The sequence below is a fragment of the Lysinibacillus sp. GW823-FHT02G10 genome (assembly GCF_058797135.1).
This window is the reverse complement of the sequence record NZ_JBXAJI010000001.1, coordinates 1,693,148-1,713,817: the sequence shown is the minus strand read 5'-3', so window position 1 is coordinate 1,713,817 and position 20,670 is coordinate 1,693,148. Positions and strand designations below refer to the sequence as shown.

Below are 20,670 nucleotides of genomic sequence, written 5' to 3'. Positions count from 1 at the left end.
ATCCTCCTTGCTTATCTATTCCAGAATTTTTACAAATTAATGACAATTTAAACTTCTTCAAAAATTATTATTTTATATTTAATAAATTGTTAATGAAATATATGGAAGTAATATTGTATGATGAAGTGGAAATAATCGTAATTTTTAGGGGGATCTCATCATGAGAAAGTCAATGAAATGGAAAATGCTTCTGGAGATTATGGGCATTGTGGTGTTCATTATAGCGGCATTTTCTATTTATGTTTATCAAGCTACATATAAAAGTGAAAAAAGCAATGGAGAAGCAATCGCCAACTCCATTGTCATGGGGTTGGAAGGAGCGATTCAATCTAGAGAAAAAGCAGAAGAAATTATGGAAAAAGAAATGATTGCCGAATCTGTAATGGCTTCTTACATCATTGACAAAGGTGCTACATATGAGGATTTAAAGGCCATTGCTGAGCGTGGTGGCATCGATGAGATTTGGAGTACAGATGATAAAGGGAATACAACGGTGACATCAGTAGCTCCAACTGTTGATTTTAACTTTGGCGCTGATCCAAACGGACAAGCTGCCGAATATATGCAACTTTTAGATGGAAGAGCGAAAGAAATTGTCCAAAAAGCACAAATTCGCGATGTCGATGATCAATTTTTCAAATTTGTCGGGGTAGGTAGCTGGAATCCAGCAACTCCACAAATTGTACAGGTGGCTCGCCATGGACAGCAGCTACTAGATTTAGAAGCAAGTATCGGCAGTGAATCTTATATCGATCAACTGAACAACTATTTATCCTCAACCGTATTATTCGCCGCTATTGTAGATGAAAAAGGCCAAGCCATTGCCGCTACAGTAAAACAAAATTTAGCGAATATTGGTTTTGAGCCAGCCCAATTTTCAGCACAAAAGTCGACTGAATTTTCAGGGCGCTACGATGGCACACGTGTCACGCAATATGTAAAGCCATTATCAAACGGTACATACTTAGCTATTATTGTATCCAATGTTATCCTCTCACAAATTTTGGTAGGCACAATTGTAGCTTCATTGATCGTTGTCTGTGTGATTTTCTTCACTACGGGCCTGTCTATTTCAAAGCAAGTATCGCGTATTTTAAGTGTGCGCAATTCCTTAGAGGAAATTAGTAAAGGAGAAGCCGATTTAACCAAGCGTATTCCAATCCATGCAAAGGATGAGATTGGCCAATTAGTGACATCATTTAATGGGATGATGGATAATTTCCAACAAATTATGTGTGAGATAAAGCAAGGGGCCAATCAAATAAAAGAAGCTACCTATACAATTCAAGAAAATGCTCATGAAACACTTGAATCAGCCGCAATTATCCAAGGAGAATCTAGTCAGGTAGCTCAGGCCTCCTTTGCACAACAGAATAATACGGCAGACAGTGCGCATTCAATGGAGGAATTGGCGCGCAGCATTCAATATATTTCGGAATCCATAGCAGAAATTTCTAGTATTTCACGTAATACTGAGGAAAACGCAGATAATGGATTACAAATTATGCAGTCCTTACAAAAGCAATTAGTGACTGTTCATGAGAAAACGAATTTTGCGGTGATTGGAACACAGGAGCTTGAAAAGCTATCTACAATGATCGGGGAATTTACCAATGTGATTACGGGAATTTCTGATCAAACGAATTTACTGGCATTAAATGCATCTATTGAAGCGGCGCGTGCTGGTGAAGCGGGGAAAGGCTTTGCCGTTGTAGCTGAAGAAGTTCGGAAATTAGCTGAAGATTCTAAGAGTGCGGCGGATAGAATCACCCAGGTGGTGATGAATGTCCAAAAGGAAACAGCCAATATTGTAGCAACCATCCAAGCAACAGCAGATGTCTTACATGCAGGACGTGCAATCGTACAAGAAGCACAGCAATCGTTTGAAGGAATTCATAATGATGTACAGGTGTTAGCAACACAAGTGGATTTAGTATCAAGCTCCACTGAGGAAATTGCTGCTAGTACAGAGGAAGTAACAGCTACCATGGAAGATGTTTCGCTCTTGGCTAAGCAGACATCGCAAAGTGTTGATGCCGTTGCTCAAAAGGCTAAACATCAAGCGGAAAATATGGAGAGCATGACCGCATTTATCGACCAATTAAATACAACAGCGGCAAACCTCCAACTATCAGCAGGCAAATATAAAGTATAAAAGGAAAAATATAGTACGATAAATCACTATATTCCCGTATAATTGAAAAAAGGGGTGTGGTTTAAATGAATCAACAAAAGATGCCGCCAGCATTATTACGATTAATCGTCATTTTTCCCAATGTGCTGAGCTATTTACTATTATTCGGTCTAATTATTTTTGTCATGACAAATTATGAAACATTAAAAGCAACCAATAATTTAACTGTGTGGATTATTTTTATTGTCGTATTAGCACCCGCTGCTGCCTACACGACTTTCAGCATCGTAAAGAAAATCCGAGCAGGGCATATGTAACTCACAAGTGTTGTTATTAGAGCATGTTCTAATAACAACACATTTTTTTTTGACAAATTGGGTTCAATCCTCTATATTTTTGTTAGTCATAACTAACATTTAGAGGGCGTGTAAAATGAAAAAAGATACAAAGGATAAAATTCTTGCCGCTGCAACAAGCTTAATGACTGAAAGGGGCTACTCCAATGTCTCTGTGAAAGACATTGCTTTAACTGCTGGAGTGAGTGAAATGACTGTTTTTCGTCATTTTGAAACAAAAATGGGGATTCTACAAGCTGTGCTAGATAGAAATTCTTATATTCCATACTTTGAACAGTTATTTGCTCGAGATTTATCAGGAAATCTAGTGAATGACTTACAGCAAATTGCTAACGCTTATCTAGCTTTTATGGAAAAAAATAAAGCGACATTTCTCATTACTACACAAGATAGAAGTATACTACCAGGAGTAATGGAGCTTATTTCGGATAGCCAAACCAAACAATTACTAAAATTATTGGAAGGTTATTTTCAAGTCCAAATCCAACAGAGAAAGATGAAGGATATTGATACAAATGGGCAGGCCACTGTTTTTTTAACGAGCCTTTTCGGTTTCTTTGTATCCAATGCATTTTGGGATGATCATTTTTTAAAAAACCAAAAGGAAAGTTTTGTTGATCATTTAGTAGCTACTTTTGTGGGTGGAGTCTGTATTTAATGCTCTACCCACAAAGCTTTCATATATTTTTTAAATAAAATGTTAGTTATAACTAACTAACAAATTAAAGGGGATTCAAACATGAAGGAAAAAAGAAATGTTATAGTAGCAATTTTACTATCTGCAGCATTTGTGTCCATTCTCAACCAGACTTTATTACTCATAGCTATGCCGCCCATTATGGAAGATTTTAAGATTCATGCTAACTTAGCACAATGGCTCACGACGGTTTATTTATTGACGAATGGAATTCTCATCCCCATTACAGCATTTCTAATCGGTCGTTTTTCAAATCGATTGCTGCTAATCGTTGCCCTCACGTTATTTAGTATCGGTACATTTTTAGGTGCCTTTGCACCAACTTTTACAATTTTGCTTCTCGCAAGAATTATTCAAGCAGCTGGAGCAGGGGTGATTATGCCGTTAATGCAAACGATTTTATTAACGATGTATCCAAAAGAAAAACGGGGTTCGATTATGGGGCTAGCGGGTCTTGTAACAGGTTTTGCGCCAGCAGTTGGCCCAACTTTATCTGGCTGGATTTTAGAACACCTTACATGGCGACATTTATTTTTTACTGTCCTACCTGTTTCGGTCATTGTGTTAACAGTAGCGACGATTTTTATGAAAAATGTAACGACTACAAAAGAGGGAAAGCTAGATGCTCTTTCAATCGTGTTCTCTTCATTAGGGTGGGGAGGTTTGTTATATGGTTTTAGTATTGCAGGAACAGCAGGCTTCCAGTCAATGCAGGTTGGTGTCACATTAGGGATGGGTGGGACGATGTTAGCTTTATTTATTAGGCGACAGCTACGATTACCCAAACCCATGCTTGAATTTCGTGTCTTTCAATCTACTATGTTCTCTATCACAACCTTCTTATCAAGTTTGGTCTATGCCATTATGATTGGTACACAAATACTATTAACCTTTTATATTCAAAACGTGCGTCAACTTTCTGCACTTGAAACAGGATTAGTTTTATTAATTGGTGCTCTAGTGATGGGCTTTATGTCTCCAGTGACAGGGAAGATTTTCGATAAAGTTGGAGGAAAGGGCTTAGCACTAGTAGGATTCACATGTATTTTTATTGGAACAAGTCTGCTTATAATGATATCAATGAATACGAACCTTTTGCTACTGGCAGGGGTGTTTACGATGATTTCCTTTGGGATTTCAATGATTATGATGCCCCTAACAACGGCTGGCATGAATGCGTTACCTACACATTTAATGGCCCATGCAACAGCAATGACTAGCACATTGCGTATGGTTGGGGGTGCATTAGTGACGGCATTACTTGTAACCATCATGAGTACTGTGACTACTTTACAACATGAGTTGGGAGAAGCTGATGCGATGCTAAATGGTATTCGAACTGCTTTTATTGCCACAACGATTTTAAGTAGCATTGGACTACTATTGTCTCTATATGTAAGGAAAGGGCCAAGTACTCATTAACCTCAATTTCTAATACGCATAAAAATAGCCTAAATAGAGAAACTAAGGGGAGAAGAGGCTTCACGATTTTAGAAAAGAGGTGCTTTTTGTGGATCCAACAAATTGTGATTTTTCACCAATGAAAGAAACTTTAAAAGATGAGCTTCTCGAAGTGATCATGTCCTTACAGCAGAGTGTGCAGGAAATGGATACAGATGCAAATTGTCTCCTCGGTAATTTTGAGAAAATTAAAGAGAAGTTTATGACAATTGAAATGAAAGCTGCGACGTTCTATTTAAATTGTTATCTTTCCCCGTTTACTGAAAAGTATCCAGAGCTATCACATAGTGTGCAAAATATGTCTTTGAGAAGGCATGGTGGTTTAATTGTTATTCAAAGACAGGATGCTTTAGAGAATTTAATTCAGCCTGGTATTCATATTGGTGCAGATTTAACCCATTCTTTATTAGAATCTATTTTCTTCCCTGGTAATCCCCTTCACGATGGAGCGGTACTTGTCCATCAAAATCAAATTGAGTCAGCTGCCAATGTACTGCCATTGTCAGAGCGGTATACAGGGGAAAAGAAATTAGGAACAAGACATCGTGCAGCGCTGGGATTGAGTGAGCAAAGTGATGCACTTGTAATGGTTGTATCAGAAGAAACGGGTAGAATTTCTTTTGCTCTTAAGGGCAATTTATATCCTGTTACAACACCTGGCATCATATAGGGGGTCTCCCTATGTTTAAAAAATATCTTGAATTCAAGATATTTTTCTTGCGGAAGTATCACTTGCGTGGTAAAGTGATAACTGAAGGGAGGGTGAAGTCATGAGAAATCATACACTAGGCACCTTAACGTGGATTCGGATGATGCGCTTTACAACGCAAAGTAATCAGTTATCGAATGAATTTTTAAAACGTTTCGACTTAACGACAGCACAATTTGATGTGTTAATCCAGATTAAAACATATGCCCCGATTACACAGTCTCAATTAGCAGAAAAAGTAACTGTAACACAAGGTGGCATGTCTCGCATGCTTGCCCGACTAGAAAAAGAGGGACTAATCGAGCGTAAACAAAATTGGAAGACGAAAACCATCTCATTGACATCAAAAGGGGAGCAAATGATTGATGCAGCAACACCTAGTCAACTTCACTTCCAGTCTTCGTTTTTTGAAGAAGTATTATCAGCTGAAGAAATTAAATCTTTATATATTGCGATGACAAAGCTTGAAAAACATAGCCGAGAAAAAAAATTGCCGCCCGTGTAATTTTTTTTGTAAAATCACTTGCTTAGTCAAGTGAAAATGATGAGGAGGAACAATTAGGATGAACAAATTAAGCGGACACCATCATATATCAATGCTAACGAAAAATGGTAAACAGAATAATCATTTCTACACAACTATTTTAGGGTTACGACGTGTGAAAAAAACGGTGAATCAAGACTCACCTTCCATGTATCACTTATTTTATGGAGACTTAACAGGAGCAGCAGGTACAGAATTAACATTTTTTGAAATGCCTGTTGCAGGACGTACAGTGCGAGGGACGAATGCTATTACACGTATTGGCTTACTTGTACCTAGCTTCGAAAGCCTACTATATTGGAAAGAACGCTTTCAGCAGCTAGAGGTTAAACATAGCGATATCACTACTTATGCAGGCAAAGAGGCTTTATTTTTTGAAGATCATGAAGGTTTACGGATGGTATTGTTAAACCACCAAGGACAAGAAACGCCTGCTCAATGGCAACCATGGGATGGAAATGATATACCGCAGGAACATCGTATTTTAGGCATGGGGACTATTGAAATCACTGTGCGATATTTACCAAGAACGGTCAATTTATTACAAGATTTATTTCACTATACAGTTATTGCAGAAAAGGACAAAGAAACGGTCCTACAATCGATAGAAGGGGAAGTACTTGGCGAGATTGTTGTCAAAGAATTAGAAGGACCAAGCGAGAAACCTGGTAAAGGCAGTATTCACCATCTTGCGTTACGTGTTGCAACTGTTGAAGAATTACAGCAATGGGATACCAAAATCAAGGAGCTTGGATTGGATAGTACTGGTGTGGTTGATCGTTATTATTTCCAAAGTCTATATTTTAGAGATCGTAACGGTATTTTATTTGAAATGGCGACAGATGGGCCAGGGTTTACGGTAGATTCAGCAGTGGAAGAACTTGGCAAAGAGTTAGACCTCCCGCCATTTTTAGAAGAGAGACGTTCAGAAATTGAAGCTATTTTAGAACCGCTTGAATAAGGAGAGATAACACATGATGGAAAAATATCGTATTGATCAAGCACAAGGACTCGAATTCGGACTGTACTCTTTAGGTGATCATATCCCTAATCCACTAACGGGCGAGCGTATTTCTGCTCAACAACGACTAAAAGAGCTAGTCGAGGCAAGTCAATTAGCAGAGCAAGCTGGAATTGATGTATTTGGTATAGGTGAAAGTCATCAGTCTTATTTTACAACACAGGCACATACGGTCGTGTTAGGTGCTATCGCACAAGCAACTTCGACTATTAAATTGTCTAGCTCCGCAACCGTATTAAGTGTTTCAGACCCTGTACGAGTATATGAGGATTTTGCCACAATTGATTTATTATCAGATGGTCGTGCAGAAATTGTAGCGGGACGTGGTTCACGTGTAGGTGCCTATCACTTATTAGGTGTTGATTTACAAGATTATGAAGAAATCTTTGAGGAAAAATTAGAGCTTCTTATGAAAATCAATGACGAGGAGCTTGTGACTTGGGAAGGGCAATTTAGAGCACCTCTCCACCATGCACAGATTTTACCGCAGCCAAAAAACGGCTCGTTGCCAATATGGCGTGCGGTGGGTGGACCACCTGCCAGCGCCATTAAAGCAGGTTATATGGGCATTCCGATGATGCTTACAACATTAGGTGGACCTGCTATCAACTTTAAACCATCAGTGGATGCCTATCGCGAAGCGGCAGAGCGCAAAGGCTTTGACCCAAATGAATTACCTATTGCCACAACAAGCTTGTTTTATGTAGCAGACACAACAAAAGAGGCATTACAGGGCATGTATCCACATTTAAACGGTGGTTTCCAAGCTATTCGTGGTGGGGGCTATCCAAAGCAACAATTTGCACAAGCGCCTGATACACGTGATGCTTTAATGGTGGGCAGTAAAGAGCAAATTATTGAAAAACTACTTTATCAATACGAACTATATGGCATGCAACGCTTTATGGCACAAATCGATTTTGGTGGCGTACCATTCGAAAAATTGATGAAAAATATTGAAATCATTGGTAATGATATAATTCCAGCGATAAAAAAACACACAGCAAAATAAGGAGTGGCTCATTATGAAAATTGTCGCACTTGCGGGTTCTATTGTCGGCTCAAAAACAAGAACAGCTACGCAAAAAATGGTCGAGATGTTACAAGAAAAATACCCACAGCATGAAGTAACATTACTAGATCTTGCTGACTATCAGCTAGTTTTTAGTGATGGACGTAATTACTTTGACTATGAAGGCGATACAAAATATGTGACGGAAACCATTATGGCTGCAGATGCAATCGTTATTGGGACGCCAACATTCCAAGCATCTATACCAGCTACATTAAAAAACATCTTTGACCTTTTACCTGTCAATGCCTTCCGCGATAAAGTCGTCAGTGTTATTGTTACAGCAGGTACATCCAAGCATTATTTAATGGTGGAACAGCAACTAAAGCCGATCCTTGCTTATATGAAAGCGCACATCGTACCGACCTATGTATTTATAGAAGAAAAGGATTTTTTACGTAAAGAAATTGTCAATGATGATGTCCTTTTTCGTTTAGAACGGTTAGCGGAGGATACCGTGATGGTTACAGAGGCTTTTGCAGAAATTCGAGCCAAAAAAGATGCTGAATATGATTTTTAAAGATTAATAGAAGAAACGCTGTGAAGTAGTCTGACACAGCGTTTCTTTTTGTGTCAAGGCTAGCTATAAGTTCGTGACAATCATGATAAAAATAAAACCCAAATCACTTTGAGTTTTTAATAAAGGTGGTTAAGGGTAAATAGAGGATAGAACTGGTTCTTCTGTAGCTAACAAAGCCGTATACTTTCCATATGGAGAAATGGATATAGAAACTTCTAGTAGTTCCCAACGTTTTAAAATTAAAGAGTGTGTGTAGGAAACTTGAGATTTGAATATTGTTAGGGGCGATATAGAATCCCTACTAAAGTAATTAGATAGTGTAGTATACTTCAATGCAAATGATGGGAGAGATGGAAATGGAAAACGATTGGGATAAAGCTATAGGTTCTCTTTCTAAAATAAACGTTTTTTCAAATCCAAATAACGAGCCTGTTACCATAAATGGTGAAGCTGATGATTTGAAATGTATAGGTGTTGGGACAGATGCGGCTGTTTTTCAAGCTCTTTCCGCCCCAGCGTATGCATTTAAACTATATGCCAAAGACAAAGTGCACAAAGTAAAAGTTGAAGCAAATGTGTATCAAATACTTGGAGATTCACCTTTCTTTTCAACATGCTTTGCTTCACATGAAGAATACCTTGTTTTAAGTTACGAAGAAGGAAAAACGCTTTTTGATTGCATTCTACAAGGTATTCACATTCCAAAACAGGTTATAAATGAAGTAGAGGATGCAAGAGAATATGTTCGGAAGAAGGGCCTTAACCCTCGTGATATTCATTTGAAAAATATTTTGCTACAGAATGGAAGGGCAAAAATAATTGATGTCTCTGAGTACACACTACAGGGTAATGATCATCGATGGGAGCATTTAAAAAAAGGATATGAGCAATACTATCATTTAATTGATGGAAATTCTGTGCCGTTTTGGTTAGTAGAAACAATACGAAAGTGGTATAACCAGCGTGGAAAGAATACTTCATACGAAGAGTTTACAAAAAATATTTTAAAGTTTCTATTAAAAAATAATTGAACTTACGGGAGCTACCTTTTACGAGATGCTTTAATAGAAATAAAGAAAACAGACAACAAGATTTCATTGACTGTTTTAAAAACTACTTATTCGCTTATAATAGTGGGTTTATCGAATGAGACAATATCAATAATATGGTCTAAACAAACAATCTGATAATGGAATAGCTCCTTGTAGGAATAGATATCGAGAGCTATAGTTCCTTTACTTATAAAATCTAAATAAGTTGATTTTGTAAAAAGACGTACTGAGTTACCCAAGAAATCATCTTCTTGATTGACAAAATGAAATGATTCGTCAAAAACAGTATAGGCTACATATGAATCGAATTCTATATGTATGACCGGTAATGTCTTATCAATTTCAATAGGATAGACATCATTTATAGTATATTCCTCAAAACTTATATCCTCGCTTTCGGCGCTGACGGAAGCTCTAGAAATAGAAACTCTCAAAGAGTTTGTCCCTGGCTCTACTATATTATCTAAAAACAAATAACCTTTCCATTGCATTAAATCTTCATAGTTCATACAAATCACCCTTCCATATTATCACTCGAGATTATGGTCATTTTATAGTTAGAATTTCAAAATGTCAATTTTGAGATTGGTTGAATTAGAATAAAAATTTATTGTTTATCAATAAAAAATGATTGACTTAGAATATATTTTGGATTTATGATTGTTACAGCGAGTTGTAGAAAGCTGCAGTGTAGGAATTAAACATAAAAATATTTAGGAGAGAAGAAAAAGTTATGAAAAAATATATTTTTGCATTAATGCCAATCATATTAGGCGTACTTAGTTTTTTAATCTTTATGGTGAAAGGGAGTAATGTAGCACCTGATGGTACATTAGAAGAACCATTCTTTCTTATTCCAATAGGATTTTTATTGTTAGTTATTGGATTTATATGTGTAGTAGGGGTGGCGTTAAATTCGGTTATTAAAAAGACACAATACGTTAAATAATAGATAAAACAACCAGGTCATACATAAGAGACTTGGTTATTTTTAATATTTACTTAATAAAAGCACTACATTTGTGTGGGAGTTTTGTTTACACGATGTATGGAGTAGACTGATGATTTGATTGAACAACATAAATAGCTATTTTAGTTGACTGCAAAATTGTACTTGAAGGTTTTGCATGATAAGTTTGTAACTACCTTTTTTCAAGGCAGTCATCTTCGTTTAATGGTTGTACATTAATTTCATAAGAAAAACTTATGTTGATTGAGCTGAAAGATTAATAGTATTTTATGATAATCATTTTGCTTAACGCTACAGTTTGCATGAAGTTTATGGAATTGTGGTATGATTATTTTTAGAGAGTAGGGGGTCAATAAACATGGTATTTTCTCTTTTTAAAAAAAAGAAGGAACCACAGCAGCTAAAAAATAGAGTGGAGTTTTGTATCACTAATTTAGCACTTGGTGCGGCAGATGTGTATGATGTATTAGTAGAACGAGAAGATATTGAGATAGAGGAATCTGGTTGTACATCCCATTGTGAAATCTGTGAGCAAGGTATTTTTGCGATAGTAAATGGGGAAGTTGTGACAGCAGATGACGCGGAGACATTGGTACAGGCTATTGATGAAGAATTAAAACAAAATCCACTTTTCTAATGAAAAAACAGCTTGCTGGAGCACAAGCTGTTTTTTGATGGAAATGTAATTACCAACCACGGACGTATTGTACGGGAGGCTGCACGTCTTCTCCTAGCTCTTTAGCTGCATGTAGTGCCCAGTAAGGGTCTCGTAATAAAACACGCGCTAAGAATATTAAATCTGCACGATTATTTTGGAGTATCTCTTCGGCTTGAATGGCTGTGGTAATAAGACCAACTGCACCAGTAGGAATATCAGCCCCATGCTTTATCGCTTCTGCATGTGGTACCTGATAGCCTGGAAAGACATTGATGGCTGCTGGTACAACGCCCCCTGTTGACACATCAACTAAATCAACACCTTGAGATTTCATCCAGCGGCTAAAAACAATAAAGTCATCCATTGTTGTACCATCTTCCGCATAATCTTCCGCAGAGACACGTACCAATAAAGGACCATCCCATACACTGCGAACAGCATCGATGACTTGACGTAGAATGCGATATCGATTTTCCTGTGAGCCCCCATATTGATCTTGACGTTTATTCGTAGCAGGTGATAAAAACTCGCTAATTAAATAGCCATGTGCGCCATGAATTTCTAGTACATCAAAGCCAGCCTTTGCGGCACGAATAGCTGCTTGTTTAAATGCCTCGATGACATAGTGAATGTCCTCTTCTGTCATTTCTGTTGGTGTTTTATAGTCTGAACTAAAGGCAATAGCTGATGGAGCAAAAATTTCGCCATCTACTGTTGCTTTGCGACCAGCATGTGCAAGCTGGATGCCTGTTTTAGCGCCGTACGCTTTCATCCCCTCAACTAATTGACTTAATCCTTCAATATGTGCATCATCCCAAATCCCTAAATCCTTATTTGAGATACGACCTTCTGGCACAACACCAGTAGCTTCTAAAATGATTAAGCCTACTTGACCAGCTGCACGTGTTGCATAATGGACGAAATGAAAGGGCGTTACCATGCCATCGTCTTGTGCTGAGTACATGCACATAGGTGCCATCACAACACGGTTTTTTAAGGTGATAGATTGCAATGTATAGGGTTCGAATAATTTACTCAAAATAAAGCCTCCTAATTCCTAGTGATACACTCTATTTTGCACATAATGCTACCCATTTGCAAGTGAACGAGATCGTGCCTCCGCTTCTTTAATGCAAGCTTCGATGGCTTCATTAAATTGATATTGTTCTAATGCCTGTATCCCTGCCTCCGTCGTGCCACCAGGACTCGTCACCTTTTTGCGTAAGACATCTGGTTCATCTAATGACTGCTTGAGCATCTCAGCTGTCCCCGCAAGTGTTTGAGTCATTAGCAAGCGCACCGTATCTTTCGATAAGCCTACCTTCGTCCCTACTCGTTCAAAAGCTTCCATTAAATAATAGATATAGGCAGGGCCGCTACCTGAAAGGGCTGTGACTGCATGTAACTGATCTTCATCGACTTCAATAACGGAGCCAACAGCCTCTAATAACTGGAGGAATAGGATACGCTGGTCTGCAGATACCTCGTTATTGAATGCAATGCCACTTGCTGACATGCCGATTGTAGCGGAAGTATTCGGCATCACCCTTGCTACTGGGCGACTCCCTAAAAATTCTGTAATTGTATCAATCGCAATGCCTGCTAAAATAGATAGTACAGCAGTGTGTGCCGTAAGTTTAGGCTTTAAATCACACATAGCAGCAATAGCATCTTTCGGCTTCATCGCTAAGATAATCAGATCTGCCTGTTGAAAAATCGCAGGATCAAACACACAATGGACACCATATGTTTCATGTAGGAAATGTAAGCGTTCCTTGTCTGAGCGATTGGTGACGTAAATTTCCTGTGGTGTGAACACCTTTTGTTTAATCCAGCCTTGCATCAATGCTTCCGCCATTGAGCCTGCACCGATAAATAAAATTTTTTTCATGAACAAAACCTCCAGTTCAAAATAAAAAAGCGCTCTCGTCCTTATCTAGAAGGACGAAAACGCTCTCGTTTCCGCGGTACCACCTTTGTTTGCCAATTGTTGGCACAACTCTTAGCCCTCTTATCGCAAGGGAAACGGTTATGTTTGCATAACTGCTCAGAAGTAGGTTCGGTAATGGGAGCGGGTGATGTTACTCTCAGCAAATGTAACACTCTCTAACACCTTCACCAGATACGTACTCGTCTTCTTCAACGCACATAAATAATTAGATTATTCAAAATTATAGTGAGGAATAGGCAACCTGTCAACAGGAGGATGACGAAAACAGAAAAAACTTGTAAAATAGAATGAATCAGTATTCACAAGTGCGTGAAAAGGGGGAGACAACTTTGTCTATATACAAAATAGAAATACCAACACCCTATGCAGTAGGAGATGTCAATGCATTTATTGTAAAAGGCGATGCACTTAGCATTTTTGATGTTGGCCCAAAAACAATGGAAGCCTATGATGCTTTAAAATGGGGGATTCGAGCAGCAGGCTTTGACATGCAAGATATTGAACAGGTTGTGTTAACCCATCATCATCCAGATCATGCGGGATGGGTCGATGCTTTTCCATATGCAGAAATTTTAGGGCATGCCTATAATGACAAATGGCTTCGTCATGATGAAGACTTTTTACGCTATCATGAACAATTTTACAGTGAACGTTTATTGGAGCATGGGGTACCACAAGAATATATTGCAAAAAGTGTCCATGTTCGTCGTGAATTGGAGCTTGTAGGGGAACGACCATTAACGCAAATTTTGGCAGATGGAGATGAAGTTCCTGGGCATTCAGGATTAAAGGCAATCGAAACATTAGGTCACGCACAAAGTCACTTTATTTTTTGGGATGAAAAAACTCATCATGTGATTGGTGGAGATTTATTGCTTGAAAAAATAACACCCAATCCATTAATAGAGCCACCATTGGATCGTACTGTAGGACGTACAAAATCTTTACTACAATATAATGCATCCCTTGAAATTCTACGTCAATTACCTGTCAAAATGATGCATACAGGGCATGGAGCAGAGCTAGAGGATATTCCGTTGTTAATTGATAAACGATTAGAGCGACAGCACCAACAATCAATGAAGGTTTTTGAATTATTAGGCGATGATCAATTAACAGTTGTCCAAGTAACAAAACGCTTGTATCCGGCTATCTTCCAGCATCAGCTTGGTTTAACTTTATCTAAAACACTTGGTCATTTAGATTACCTAGAGGCCAATGAGTATATTACGTCAACAAAGACAGAAGCAGGTATCTTTTTATTTCAAAGGAAGTAGGTTTATACATGAAACATCCTAACAAAACAATCTTTGTGACAGGAGCTACAAGTGGGGTTGGCTTAAAAATCACTGAATTACTAGTAGCTCAAGGGCATATTGTTTATGCCACAGGTCGCAATGCCGTTGCACTAAAGGTGCTAGAGCGTTTAGGTGCTCAAGTGATCCAAGCGGATTTAACCAATCTACATACACTTGATGATGTTTGTGCGCAGCTACCACCGATTGATGTAGCGATTCTTTCAGCAGGTGTAGGGAAGTTTGCTGTAGCCCCTGCTTTACAGGATGAGGATATTGCGCAAATGATCGAATTAAATGTTAGCGTACCCATTTATCTTGCCAAACGATTAGCCTCTAAGATGATAGAGCGCAAACAGGGCCATTTAATATTCATTGGTTCTCAGGCTGGGAAGGTGGCCACACCAAAAGCGAGTGTCTATGCTGCGACGAAACATGCTATTGTCGGTTTTACCAATGGATTGCGTATGGAATTAGCTCCGTACAATGTAAAAGTGACAGCCATCCATCCTGGTCCCATTGATACACCATTTTTAGATAAAGCCAATGATACAAGTGGCTACCGAGAATCCTTAGGGCGCTTTTTATTGTCAGCGGAGGAAGTAGCTCAAGAGACAGTGAAAACGATTGATCGTCCTGTTCGTGAGATTAATCTACCTAGAATTATGGGATTGTCGAGTAAATTGTATGCATTAGCCCCTGCAACCATTGAATGGCTAGGCAAATCATTTTTCCATAAGAAATAACAACGTTTGAAACTGTAAACATGCTTCACGTGCATGTCTACGGTTTTTTCATATTTACATATAATTGTAGCTATAGTAGTAAAAAGAAAGAGTTGAAAAGGAGACATAGATGTATACAATTGGTCAAGTTGCAAAATTTCTAGGAGTTTCTAGAGATACCTTAAAATTTTATGAAGAAAAGGGGTTAGTAAAGCCCCAGCAAAATAGTGAAAATGGGTATAGAACATACAATCATTTTGATATATACGATATCACAACAATCAATTTTTATAGAGAAATTGATTTTGAAATCAAAAAGATTCAGGAATTGAGAAAAGGCAAGAGTATAGAGGGCATCCAATCATTGTTAGTAGAAAAAGAACAAGTAATGTTAGAGGAAATAGCTTATAAAAAGCTACAATTAAAAAAGCTCCAGCTTGTAAAAGAGGATTGTCAAAAAATTAGCCAATATCTAGGCACGTATACTATAAAGGAAATGAAACCATTAGAAATAATGGGCGTAATAGATCATTATACAGCCTATGATGAATATGATTCGCTAAAAGAAAATGCAGACAGTATAAAAAAAGCGGTAATTCTTACTTCTTTAAGAAGAGTTATTAGATTCGATGATAGCGGAATGCTCGAAAATAAATTTATGGTTGTCAGGAAAGTAGAAAATAGCGATCATCCAATTAAAGGTGAAGTTTTAGCGCATCCCAAATGTCTTTATACAGTTATTGAAGATGGGCGCTGGTCAACAGGTGGCAAAAATACAGACAATAAAGTAGAGGCTAGTATAAGAAAAGTAGCTAAGGAAAATGGCTATGAGCTTTTAGGGCTTGTTTATATCAACTTATTGCTTACCACTTATGAAGAAGGGCTTGAACGTATTTTTTTAGAAATGTATGTACCGATAAAATAAAGGCAAAATGGGTTTGACCTGTGAGCAACCCCTAGGTTTATGCTGAAGATATTCAGATGAAATGGGGGATCTACTTGCGTAGAAAAAAGAAATTAAAAAAACCAGTAGCAAGCTTTATTATTTTAACCAATATTATTTTTTGGCCACTTTTCTGTGTTGTAGGAGCCGTCAAGCTATTAGGCTATCCTACTTGGCTATTTGATACCGTACGCTGTCTATCGGCTTGGTCATCCACCTTTGCCTTTGCGTTACTATTTCCAAGAATCTATCCTGGGCAACGTTTTATACACTTTGTCAAACAAAAATTCAAAAACAAATTGTCACTTTCAGTAATTGTTTTAATCGTGATGATACAAACAGCTATCTTTATCATGATTTTGTTTCATATCATGAATAATTATGAAGAAACCTCTATTTTTACGCTGTCTTCATGGGGCATGCTCAGTTTTTATTTTTTTAAAACGCTTTTGTCAGGACCACTGGGTGAGGAGTTAGGATGGAGGGGCTTTGCACTGCTGGAGCTGCAAAAGAAGTATTCGCCATTAATAGCTTCAATTATCATAGGCTTTTGGTGGGGAATGTGGCATTTACCGATATGGCTTACAACAGGGTTTATGGGAATGGATTTGATCAAATATAGCTTCTTCTTTATGTTAACGATTATAGCTACAACCATCATCATGACAGTATTTTATACGATCAATCAGAATTTAATCATTCCTATTATTATTCATCAGCTCTTTAATTTTTTTATCGGCTCCATTAATGGAAACCTAATTGATTTAATTATGTATAATGCCATTTTATATTCGGCGGTGGCCGTTCTACTTATTTTGATTAATCCTAAAAAAGTATTGTATAAGATACAATCAGCCAAGTAACTAGAAAGAATCCAGTTTGTATCATGGATTCTTTTTTTCGTCCGTTGCTAAATTTATATAGTATACATTTATATATATAGTAAAAAAACGTTTTTTCGAGTGAATTGCCATGGATTTCTTGTCAACCTTATACAAGGAACGACTTACTTTTGACAATAAAAATAAAAGTCTATGAATTTATAAAAATACACTTGTATTTATTTTTATAACATGATACTATTCGTGTATAAACTTTTAAATGAATGTATAAACATACATATCGATAGAGCAATGGAGGCGCATTTTTAATGGCAAATAAAAAAGTAGTATTAGCTTATTCAGGTGGACTTGATACTTCGGTAGCAATTCCATGGTTAAAAGAACAAGGTTGGGACGTAATTGCAGTATGTCTTGACGTTGGCGAAGGGAAAGATCTTGAATTCGTAAAAAATAAAGCTCTTCAAGTAGGAGCGATTGAATCTTATATGGTGGATGCGAAAGACGAATTTGCTGAAGGGTATGCATTAATTTCTTTACAAGCACATACTTGGTATGAGCAAAAGTATCCATTAGTATCAGCACTTTCCCGTCCACTTATCTCGAAAAAACTAGTAGAGATTGCTAATCAAGTAGGCGCAGATGCTGTTGCGCATGGTTGCACAGGTAAAGGGAATGACCAAGTTCGTTTTGAAGTATCGATTAAAGCATTAAATCCAGATTTAGAGGTATTAGCACCAGTACGTGAGTGGGGCTGGAGCCGTGATGAGGAAATCGAATATGCAATGAAGCATAATGTACCGATTCCTGCAACATTGGATTCACCATTCTCAATCGACCAAAACCTATGGGGCCGTGCGAATGAAGCTGGCATCATGGAAGACCCATGGGTGTCACCACCAGAAGAAGCTTATGGCTTAACTGTTTCTGTTGAAAATGCACCGAATGAAGCAGAGTATGTGGAAATCGAGTTTGTAGCTGGTAAACCAGTAGCATTAAACGGAAAAGAAATGAAGCTTGCTGATTTAATTCAAGAATTAAATGCAGTAGCAGGTGCTCATGGTGTAGGACGTATCGATCACGTTGAAAATCGTTTAGTTGGTATTAAATCTCGTGAGGTTTATGAAATTCCAGGTGCAAAAGTGCTGTTAACAGCGCATAAAGAGCTTGAGGACTTAACGCTTGTAAAAGAATTAGCACACTTCAAGCCAGTAATCGAGAAAAAACTATCCGAATTAATTTACGACGGTCTATGGTTCTCACCATTACGTGATGCTCTGGAAGCATTCCTTGCGCAAACACAACAATATGTGAATGGTACAGTACGTGTGAAACTATTTAAAGGACATGCGATTGTAGAAGGACGTAAATCACCAAATTCATTATACAGTGAAAAGCTAGCAACATACTCGAAGGAAGATCAATTCAATCATGCTTCCGCTGTAGGCTTTATCGAGTTATGGGGTCTACCAACTGTAGTGAACTCATCTGTGAATAAAAAGTAATGTTGAACAAGCAAGGTGTGGTGAGGCATTTGTGCTTTTACTACACCTTTTGATAAGTAATCGAGGAAAAGGTGAGCTGACATGACAAAACTTTGGGGTGGACGTTTCCAAAAATCAGCAGAAGCATGGGTAGACGAATTTGGCGCATCCATTGGCTTTGACCAGCAACTTGTGCTAGAGGACCTTGAAGGTAGTGTTGCACATGTCACAATGCTTGGTGCCACAGGAATTTTACCAGCAGCTGATGTAGAGGCCATACTAAGTGGACTTGCCCAATTAAAAGATAAGGCAATCGCAGGTGAGCTTGAATTTAGCGTTGCCAATGAAGATATACACTTAAATTTAGAAAAAATGTTAATTGATTTAATAGGTCCTGTCGGTGGCAAACTACATACAGGACGTAGCCGAAATGACCAAGTAGCAACGGATATGCATCTTTTCTTGAAAAAGCGTGTGCAGGAAGCAATTGATTTAATTGTGACGTTCCAACAAACACTATTAGACAAAGCACAAGAGCATATTGAAACGATTGCACCAGGTTATACGCATCTACAACGTGCACAGCCAATCTCCTTTGCACACCATTTAATGGCTTATTTTTGGATGCTAGAGCGTGATAAACAACGTTTTACAGAATCCATAAAACGTATTGATATTTTACCTTTAGGTGCTGGGGCAATGGCAGGGACAACTTTCCCGATTGACCGTTTAAAATCAGCAGAGTTATTAGGGTTTAGCGAGGTTTACGCAAACTCCATGGATGCTGTAAGTGATCGTGATTTTATCGTGGAATTTTTAAGTCATTCCTCCTTACTTATGGCGCATTTATCACGCTTTGCTGAGGAAATTATTATCTGGTCTACAGATGAATTTAAATTTATCGAACTGGATGATGCCTTCTCAACAGGTTCTTCGATTATGCCACAAAAGAAAAACCCAGATATGGCAGAGCTTATTCGTGGTAAAACAGGGCGTGTTTATGGGAATCTAATGGGCTTATTAACGGTGTTAAAAGGCACACCATTAACATATAACAAAGATATGCAGGAGGACAAAGAGGGGATGTTTGACACTGTTCATACGATTCTTGGTTCCCTTAAAATCTTTGAAGGTATGGTTCGTACAATGACTGTCAACACGGAACGCTTACATCAGGCTGTTCACGCTGATTTTTCAAATGCAACGGAGCTAGCAGATTACCTTGCTACAAAGGGGATGCCATTCCGTGAGGCACATGAGGTGACTGGTAAGCTTGTCTTTACATGTATTCAAAAGGGCATTTATTTATTAGACTTGCCATTGGAAGAAATGCAGCAAGAAAGTACGTTAATTGAAGCGGATATTTATGATGTACTAGCGCCAGAAGCTGCTGTTCGCCGCCGCCATTCCTTAGGTGGTACTGGCTTTGAACAAGTAAAAATCCAAATTGAAAAAGCGAAAGCCTGTCTTGTAGCCATTTAATTTTTGCGTGCATGTCCTTGTGACTTTTTGCATAGATATTCATTAAAGCTGTCCTGTGAGGCACTATGAAAACCTTTATCCTTTTTCACTGAGCCAGAGGGTGACGTGAAGAAGAGAACCTTACATATGTGAAGGACAATCCCCAATTCTGGAGACGCGGAATTGGGGTTTTTGTATAAGTAAATGTAGGAGGGATGAAGAAATGAATGAACGTTTTACAAAGGGGCTCGAAACAATTAAACAATATGTGACAGAAGAAGAAGCAGCACGGATGATTGAATCAGATGCATTAGCCGATATAGCACCCGATTTACGCAAAATGATTATTGAATTTGCTTACGGTGATGTCTATGCACGGCCTGGGCTGGATGCAAAGAGTCGAGCACTCGTCGTGATAACAGCGGTAGTTACACAAGGTGCTGCACCACAAACCAAAACGCATATTCAGCGTGGATTACATGCAGGCTTGACACAGACAGAAGTGGTCGAGGCACTTTTACAATTAGCACCCTACATCGGTTTTCCAAGAGTGCAAAATGCTTTAACGATAGCCCAACAAGTCTTTGCAGAAAAAAGCTAAAGCATGTATAAAAAATAGAAGAAGGTTCATAATAAGAGAGGAACCACTTATTAATCTGATCTGATGGGGAGGATGCAGAATGAGTAGTAATAGTCAAACACCCAAAGACCAAGAATCTCAGGAAAGTCCGCCACAACTGTTGAAGGTTGAAGCTTCATAAATCTTAAGCCTAAAGGT

22 protein-coding genes are annotated in these 20,670 nt (G+C 38.2%); 19 read left to right on the top strand and 3 right to left on the bottom strand.

The genetic code is table 11. The features are described from left to right. Positions 1 to 160: 160 nt before the first annotated feature. The 10 genes from AC1RFD_RS08955 (at position 161) to AC1RFD_RS08910 (ending at position 9,545) form a co-directional block, all read left to right on the top strand. On the top strand, positions 161 to 2,155 hold the full coding sequence (locus AC1RFD_RS08955; RefSeq protein WP_492474844.1) for a methyl-accepting chemotaxis protein: 1,995 nt from the start codon (positions 161 to 163) through the stop codon (positions 2,153 to 2,155). Positions 2,156 to 2,220: 65 nt separating this feature from the next. Beyond that, on the top strand, positions 2,221 to 2,451 hold the full coding sequence (locus AC1RFD_RS08950; protein ID WP_009370265.1) for a hypothetical protein: 231 nt from the start codon (positions 2,221 to 2,223) through the stop codon (positions 2,449 to 2,451). 115 nt (positions 2,452 to 2,566) lie between these two features. Next, positions 2,567 to 3,148, top strand: coding sequence for a TetR/AcrR family transcriptional regulator (locus AC1RFD_RS08945; protein ID WP_103118379.1), 582 nt, complete (start codon positions 2,567 to 2,569; stop codon positions 3,146 to 3,148). 81 nt (positions 3,149 to 3,229) lie between these two features. Further along, on the top strand, positions 3,230 to 4,609 hold the full coding sequence (locus AC1RFD_RS08940) for an MDR family MFS transporter (RefSeq protein WP_492474843.1): 1,380 nt from the start codon (positions 3,230 to 3,232) through the stop codon (positions 4,607 to 4,609). An 88-nt stretch (positions 4,610 to 4,697) separates the two neighbouring features. Beyond that, positions 4,698 to 5,318: a sporulation-specific diadenylate cyclase CdaS gene (gene cdaS / locus AC1RFD_RS08935; protein ID WP_054549207.1), complete on the top strand. Its 621-nt coding sequence runs from the start codon at positions 4,698 to 4,700 to the stop codon at positions 5,316 to 5,318. A gap of 100 nt (positions 5,319 to 5,418) precedes the next feature. Beyond that, entirely contained in the window at positions 5,419 to 5,862 is a 444-nt protein-coding gene (locus AC1RFD_RS08930) for a MarR family winged helix-turn-helix transcriptional regulator (protein ID WP_048392361.1), read from the top strand. 58 nt (positions 5,863 to 5,920) lie between these two features. Then, the gene (locus AC1RFD_RS08925; protein WP_492474842.1) at positions 5,921 to 6,862 is read left to right on the top strand and encodes a ring-cleaving dioxygenase; all 942 of its coding nucleotides are present in this window, start codon (positions 5,921 to 5,923) and stop codon (positions 6,860 to 6,862) included. Between the two features lie 16 nt (positions 6,863 to 6,878). Further along, on the top strand, positions 6,879 to 7,934 hold the full coding sequence (locus AC1RFD_RS08920; RefSeq protein ID WP_036218710.1) for an LLM class flavin-dependent oxidoreductase: 1,056 nt from the start codon (positions 6,879 to 6,881) through the stop codon (positions 7,932 to 7,934). Positions 7,935 to 7,947: 13 nt separating this feature from the next. Further along, positions 7,948 to 8,514, top strand: coding sequence for an NADPH-dependent FMN reductase (locus AC1RFD_RS08915; RefSeq protein ID WP_328024916.1), 567 nt, complete (start codon positions 7,948 to 7,950; stop codon positions 8,512 to 8,514). Positions 8,515 to 8,870: 356 nt separating this feature from the next. Next, on the top strand, positions 8,871 to 9,545 hold the full coding sequence (locus AC1RFD_RS08910; protein ID WP_421927275.1) for a serine/threonine protein kinase: 675 nt from the start codon (positions 8,871 to 8,873) through the stop codon (positions 9,543 to 9,545). Positions 9,546 to 9,631: 86 nt separating this feature from the next. Here AC1RFD_RS08910 and AC1RFD_RS08905 read toward each other — a convergent pair whose 3' ends face one another. Then, positions 9,632 to 10,075: a hypothetical protein gene (locus AC1RFD_RS08905; protein ID WP_004231350.1), complete on the bottom strand. Its 444-nt coding sequence runs from the start codon at positions 10,073 to 10,075 to the stop codon at positions 9,632 to 9,634. 224 nt (positions 10,076 to 10,299) lie between these two features. On the opposite strand from AC1RFD_RS08905, the gene AC1RFD_RS08900 reads away from it, so the two are divergent. Then, complete coding sequence (locus AC1RFD_RS08900; protein ID WP_054549210.1) at positions 10,300 to 10,515, top strand: DUF3955 domain-containing protein; 216 nt, start codon at positions 10,300 to 10,302, stop codon at positions 10,513 to 10,515. A 379-nt stretch (positions 10,516 to 10,894) separates the two neighbouring features. Then, positions 10,895 to 11,173 (top strand): YuzB family protein, encoded by a 279-nt coding sequence (locus AC1RFD_RS08895; RefSeq protein WP_492474841.1) that lies wholly within the window; start codon positions 10,895 to 10,897, stop codon positions 11,171 to 11,173. Positions 11,174 to 11,222: 49 nt separating this feature from the next. Here the strand turns inward: AC1RFD_RS08895 and namA are convergent, their stop codons facing one another. Both namA and proC read right to left on the bottom strand, forming a co-directional pair. Further along, positions 11,223 to 12,233, bottom strand: coding sequence for an NADPH dehydrogenase NamA (gene namA, locus AC1RFD_RS08890; protein ID WP_048392367.1), 1,011 nt, complete (start codon positions 12,231 to 12,233; stop codon positions 11,223 to 11,225). 48 nt (positions 12,234 to 12,281) lie between these two features. Continuing rightward, positions 12,282 to 13,085: a pyrroline-5-carboxylate reductase gene (gene proC, locus AC1RFD_RS08885; protein ID WP_004231357.1), complete on the bottom strand. Its 804-nt coding sequence runs from the start codon at positions 13,083 to 13,085 to the stop codon at positions 12,282 to 12,284. Between the two features lie 347 nt (positions 13,086 to 13,432). Between proC and AC1RFD_RS08880 the strand changes: the two genes are divergently transcribed. From AC1RFD_RS08880 to AC1RFD_RS08850, 7 genes are all read left to right on the top strand, one after another. Further along, positions 13,433 to 14,422 carry an MBL fold metallo-hydrolase gene (locus AC1RFD_RS08880; protein WP_492474840.1) on the top strand — a complete coding sequence of 330 codons (990 nt, stop codon included), beginning with the start codon at positions 13,433 to 13,435 and terminating at the stop codon, positions 14,420 to 14,422. A gap of 8 nt (positions 14,423 to 14,430) precedes the next feature. Then, entirely contained in the window at positions 14,431 to 15,186 is a 756-nt protein-coding gene (locus AC1RFD_RS08875; RefSeq protein ID WP_048392368.1) for an SDR family NAD(P)-dependent oxidoreductase, read from the top strand. 109 nt (positions 15,187 to 15,295) lie between these two features. Then, on the top strand, positions 15,296 to 16,090 hold the full coding sequence (locus tag AC1RFD_RS08870) for a MerR family transcriptional regulator (protein WP_004231362.1): 795 nt from the start codon (positions 15,296 to 15,298) through the stop codon (positions 16,088 to 16,090). Between the two features lie 74 nt (positions 16,091 to 16,164). Next, positions 16,165 to 16,971, top strand: a complete 807-nt coding sequence (locus AC1RFD_RS08865) for a CPBP family intramembrane glutamic endopeptidase (protein WP_492474839.1) — start codon at positions 16,165 to 16,167, stop codon at positions 16,969 to 16,971. 287 nt (positions 16,972 to 17,258) lie between these two features. Next, positions 17,259 to 18,452 (top strand): argininosuccinate synthase, encoded by a 1,194-nt coding sequence (locus AC1RFD_RS08860; RefSeq protein ID WP_004231366.1) that lies wholly within the window; start codon positions 17,259 to 17,261, stop codon positions 18,450 to 18,452. An 81-nt stretch (positions 18,453 to 18,533) separates the two neighbouring features. Beyond that, positions 18,534 to 19,913 (top strand): argininosuccinate lyase, encoded by a 1,380-nt coding sequence (gene argH / locus AC1RFD_RS08855; RefSeq protein ID WP_305192908.1) that lies wholly within the window; start codon positions 18,534 to 18,536, stop codon positions 19,911 to 19,913. Between the two features lie 202 nt (positions 19,914 to 20,115). Beyond that, a complete protein-coding gene (locus AC1RFD_RS08850; RefSeq protein ID WP_112118372.1) occupies positions 20,116 to 20,493 on the top strand; it encodes a carboxymuconolactone decarboxylase family protein in 378 nt (125 codons plus the stop codon). The last annotated feature ends 177 nt before the right edge of the window (positions 20,494 to 20,670 follow it).

Coding starts and splice junctions, on each gene's coding strand:
- AC1RFD_RS08900 (WP_054549210.1), top strand. CDS start 10,300: ATGAAAAAATATATTTTTGCATTAATGCCAATCATATTAGGCGTACTT.
- AC1RFD_RS08925 (WP_492474842.1), top strand. CDS start 5,921: ATGAACAAATTAAGCGGACACCATCATATATCAATGCTAACGAAAAAT.
- AC1RFD_RS08895 (WP_492474841.1), top strand. CDS start 10,895: ATGGTATTTTCTCTTTTTAAAAAAAAGAAGGAACCACAGCAGCTAAAA.
- AC1RFD_RS08955 (WP_492474844.1), top strand. CDS start 161: ATGAGAAAGTCAATGAAATGGAAAATGCTTCTGGAGATTATGGGCATT.
- AC1RFD_RS08875 (WP_048392368.1), top strand. CDS start 14,431: ATGAAACATCCTAACAAAACAATCTTTGTGACAGGAGCTACAAGTGGG.
- AC1RFD_RS08915 (WP_328024916.1), top strand. CDS start 7,948: ATGAAAATTGTCGCACTTGCGGGTTCTATTGTCGGCTCAAAAACAAGA.
- AC1RFD_RS08850 (WP_112118372.1), top strand. CDS start 20,116: ATGAATGAACGTTTTACAAAGGGGCTCGAAACAATTAAACAATATGTG.
- argH (WP_305192908.1), top strand. CDS start 18,534: ATGACAAAACTTTGGGGTGGACGTTTCCAAAAATCAGCAGAAGCATGG.
- AC1RFD_RS08945 (WP_103118379.1), top strand. CDS start 2,567: ATGAAAAAAGATACAAAGGATAAAATTCTTGCCGCTGCAACAAGCTTA.
- AC1RFD_RS08910 (WP_421927275.1), top strand. CDS start 8,871: ATGGAAAACGATTGGGATAAAGCTATAGGTTCTCTTTCTAAAATAAAC.
- AC1RFD_RS08930 (WP_048392361.1), top strand. CDS start 5,419: ATGAGAAATCATACACTAGGCACCTTAACGTGGATTCGGATGATGCGC.
- AC1RFD_RS08870 (WP_004231362.1), top strand. CDS start 15,296: ATGTATACAATTGGTCAAGTTGCAAAATTTCTAGGAGTTTCTAGAGAT.
- AC1RFD_RS08905 (WP_004231350.1), bottom strand. CDS start 10,075: ATGAACTATGAAGATTTAATGCAATGGAAAGGTTATTTGTTTTTAGAT.
- AC1RFD_RS08860 (WP_004231366.1), top strand. CDS start 17,259: ATGGCAAATAAAAAAGTAGTATTAGCTTATTCAGGTGGACTTGATACT.
- AC1RFD_RS08880 (WP_492474840.1), top strand. CDS start 13,433: ATGAATCAGTATTCACAAGTGCGTGAAAAGGGGGAGACAACTTTGTCT.
- proC (WP_004231357.1), bottom strand. CDS start 13,085: ATGAAAAAAATTTTATTTATCGGTGCAGGCTCAATGGCGGAAGCATTG.
- AC1RFD_RS08950 (WP_009370265.1), top strand. CDS start 2,221: ATGAATCAACAAAAGATGCCGCCAGCATTATTACGATTAATCGTCATT.
- AC1RFD_RS08940 (WP_492474843.1), top strand. CDS start 3,230: ATGAAGGAAAAAAGAAATGTTATAGTAGCAATTTTACTATCTGCAGCA.
- AC1RFD_RS08920 (WP_036218710.1), top strand. CDS start 6,879: ATGGAAAAATATCGTATTGATCAAGCACAAGGACTCGAATTCGGACTG.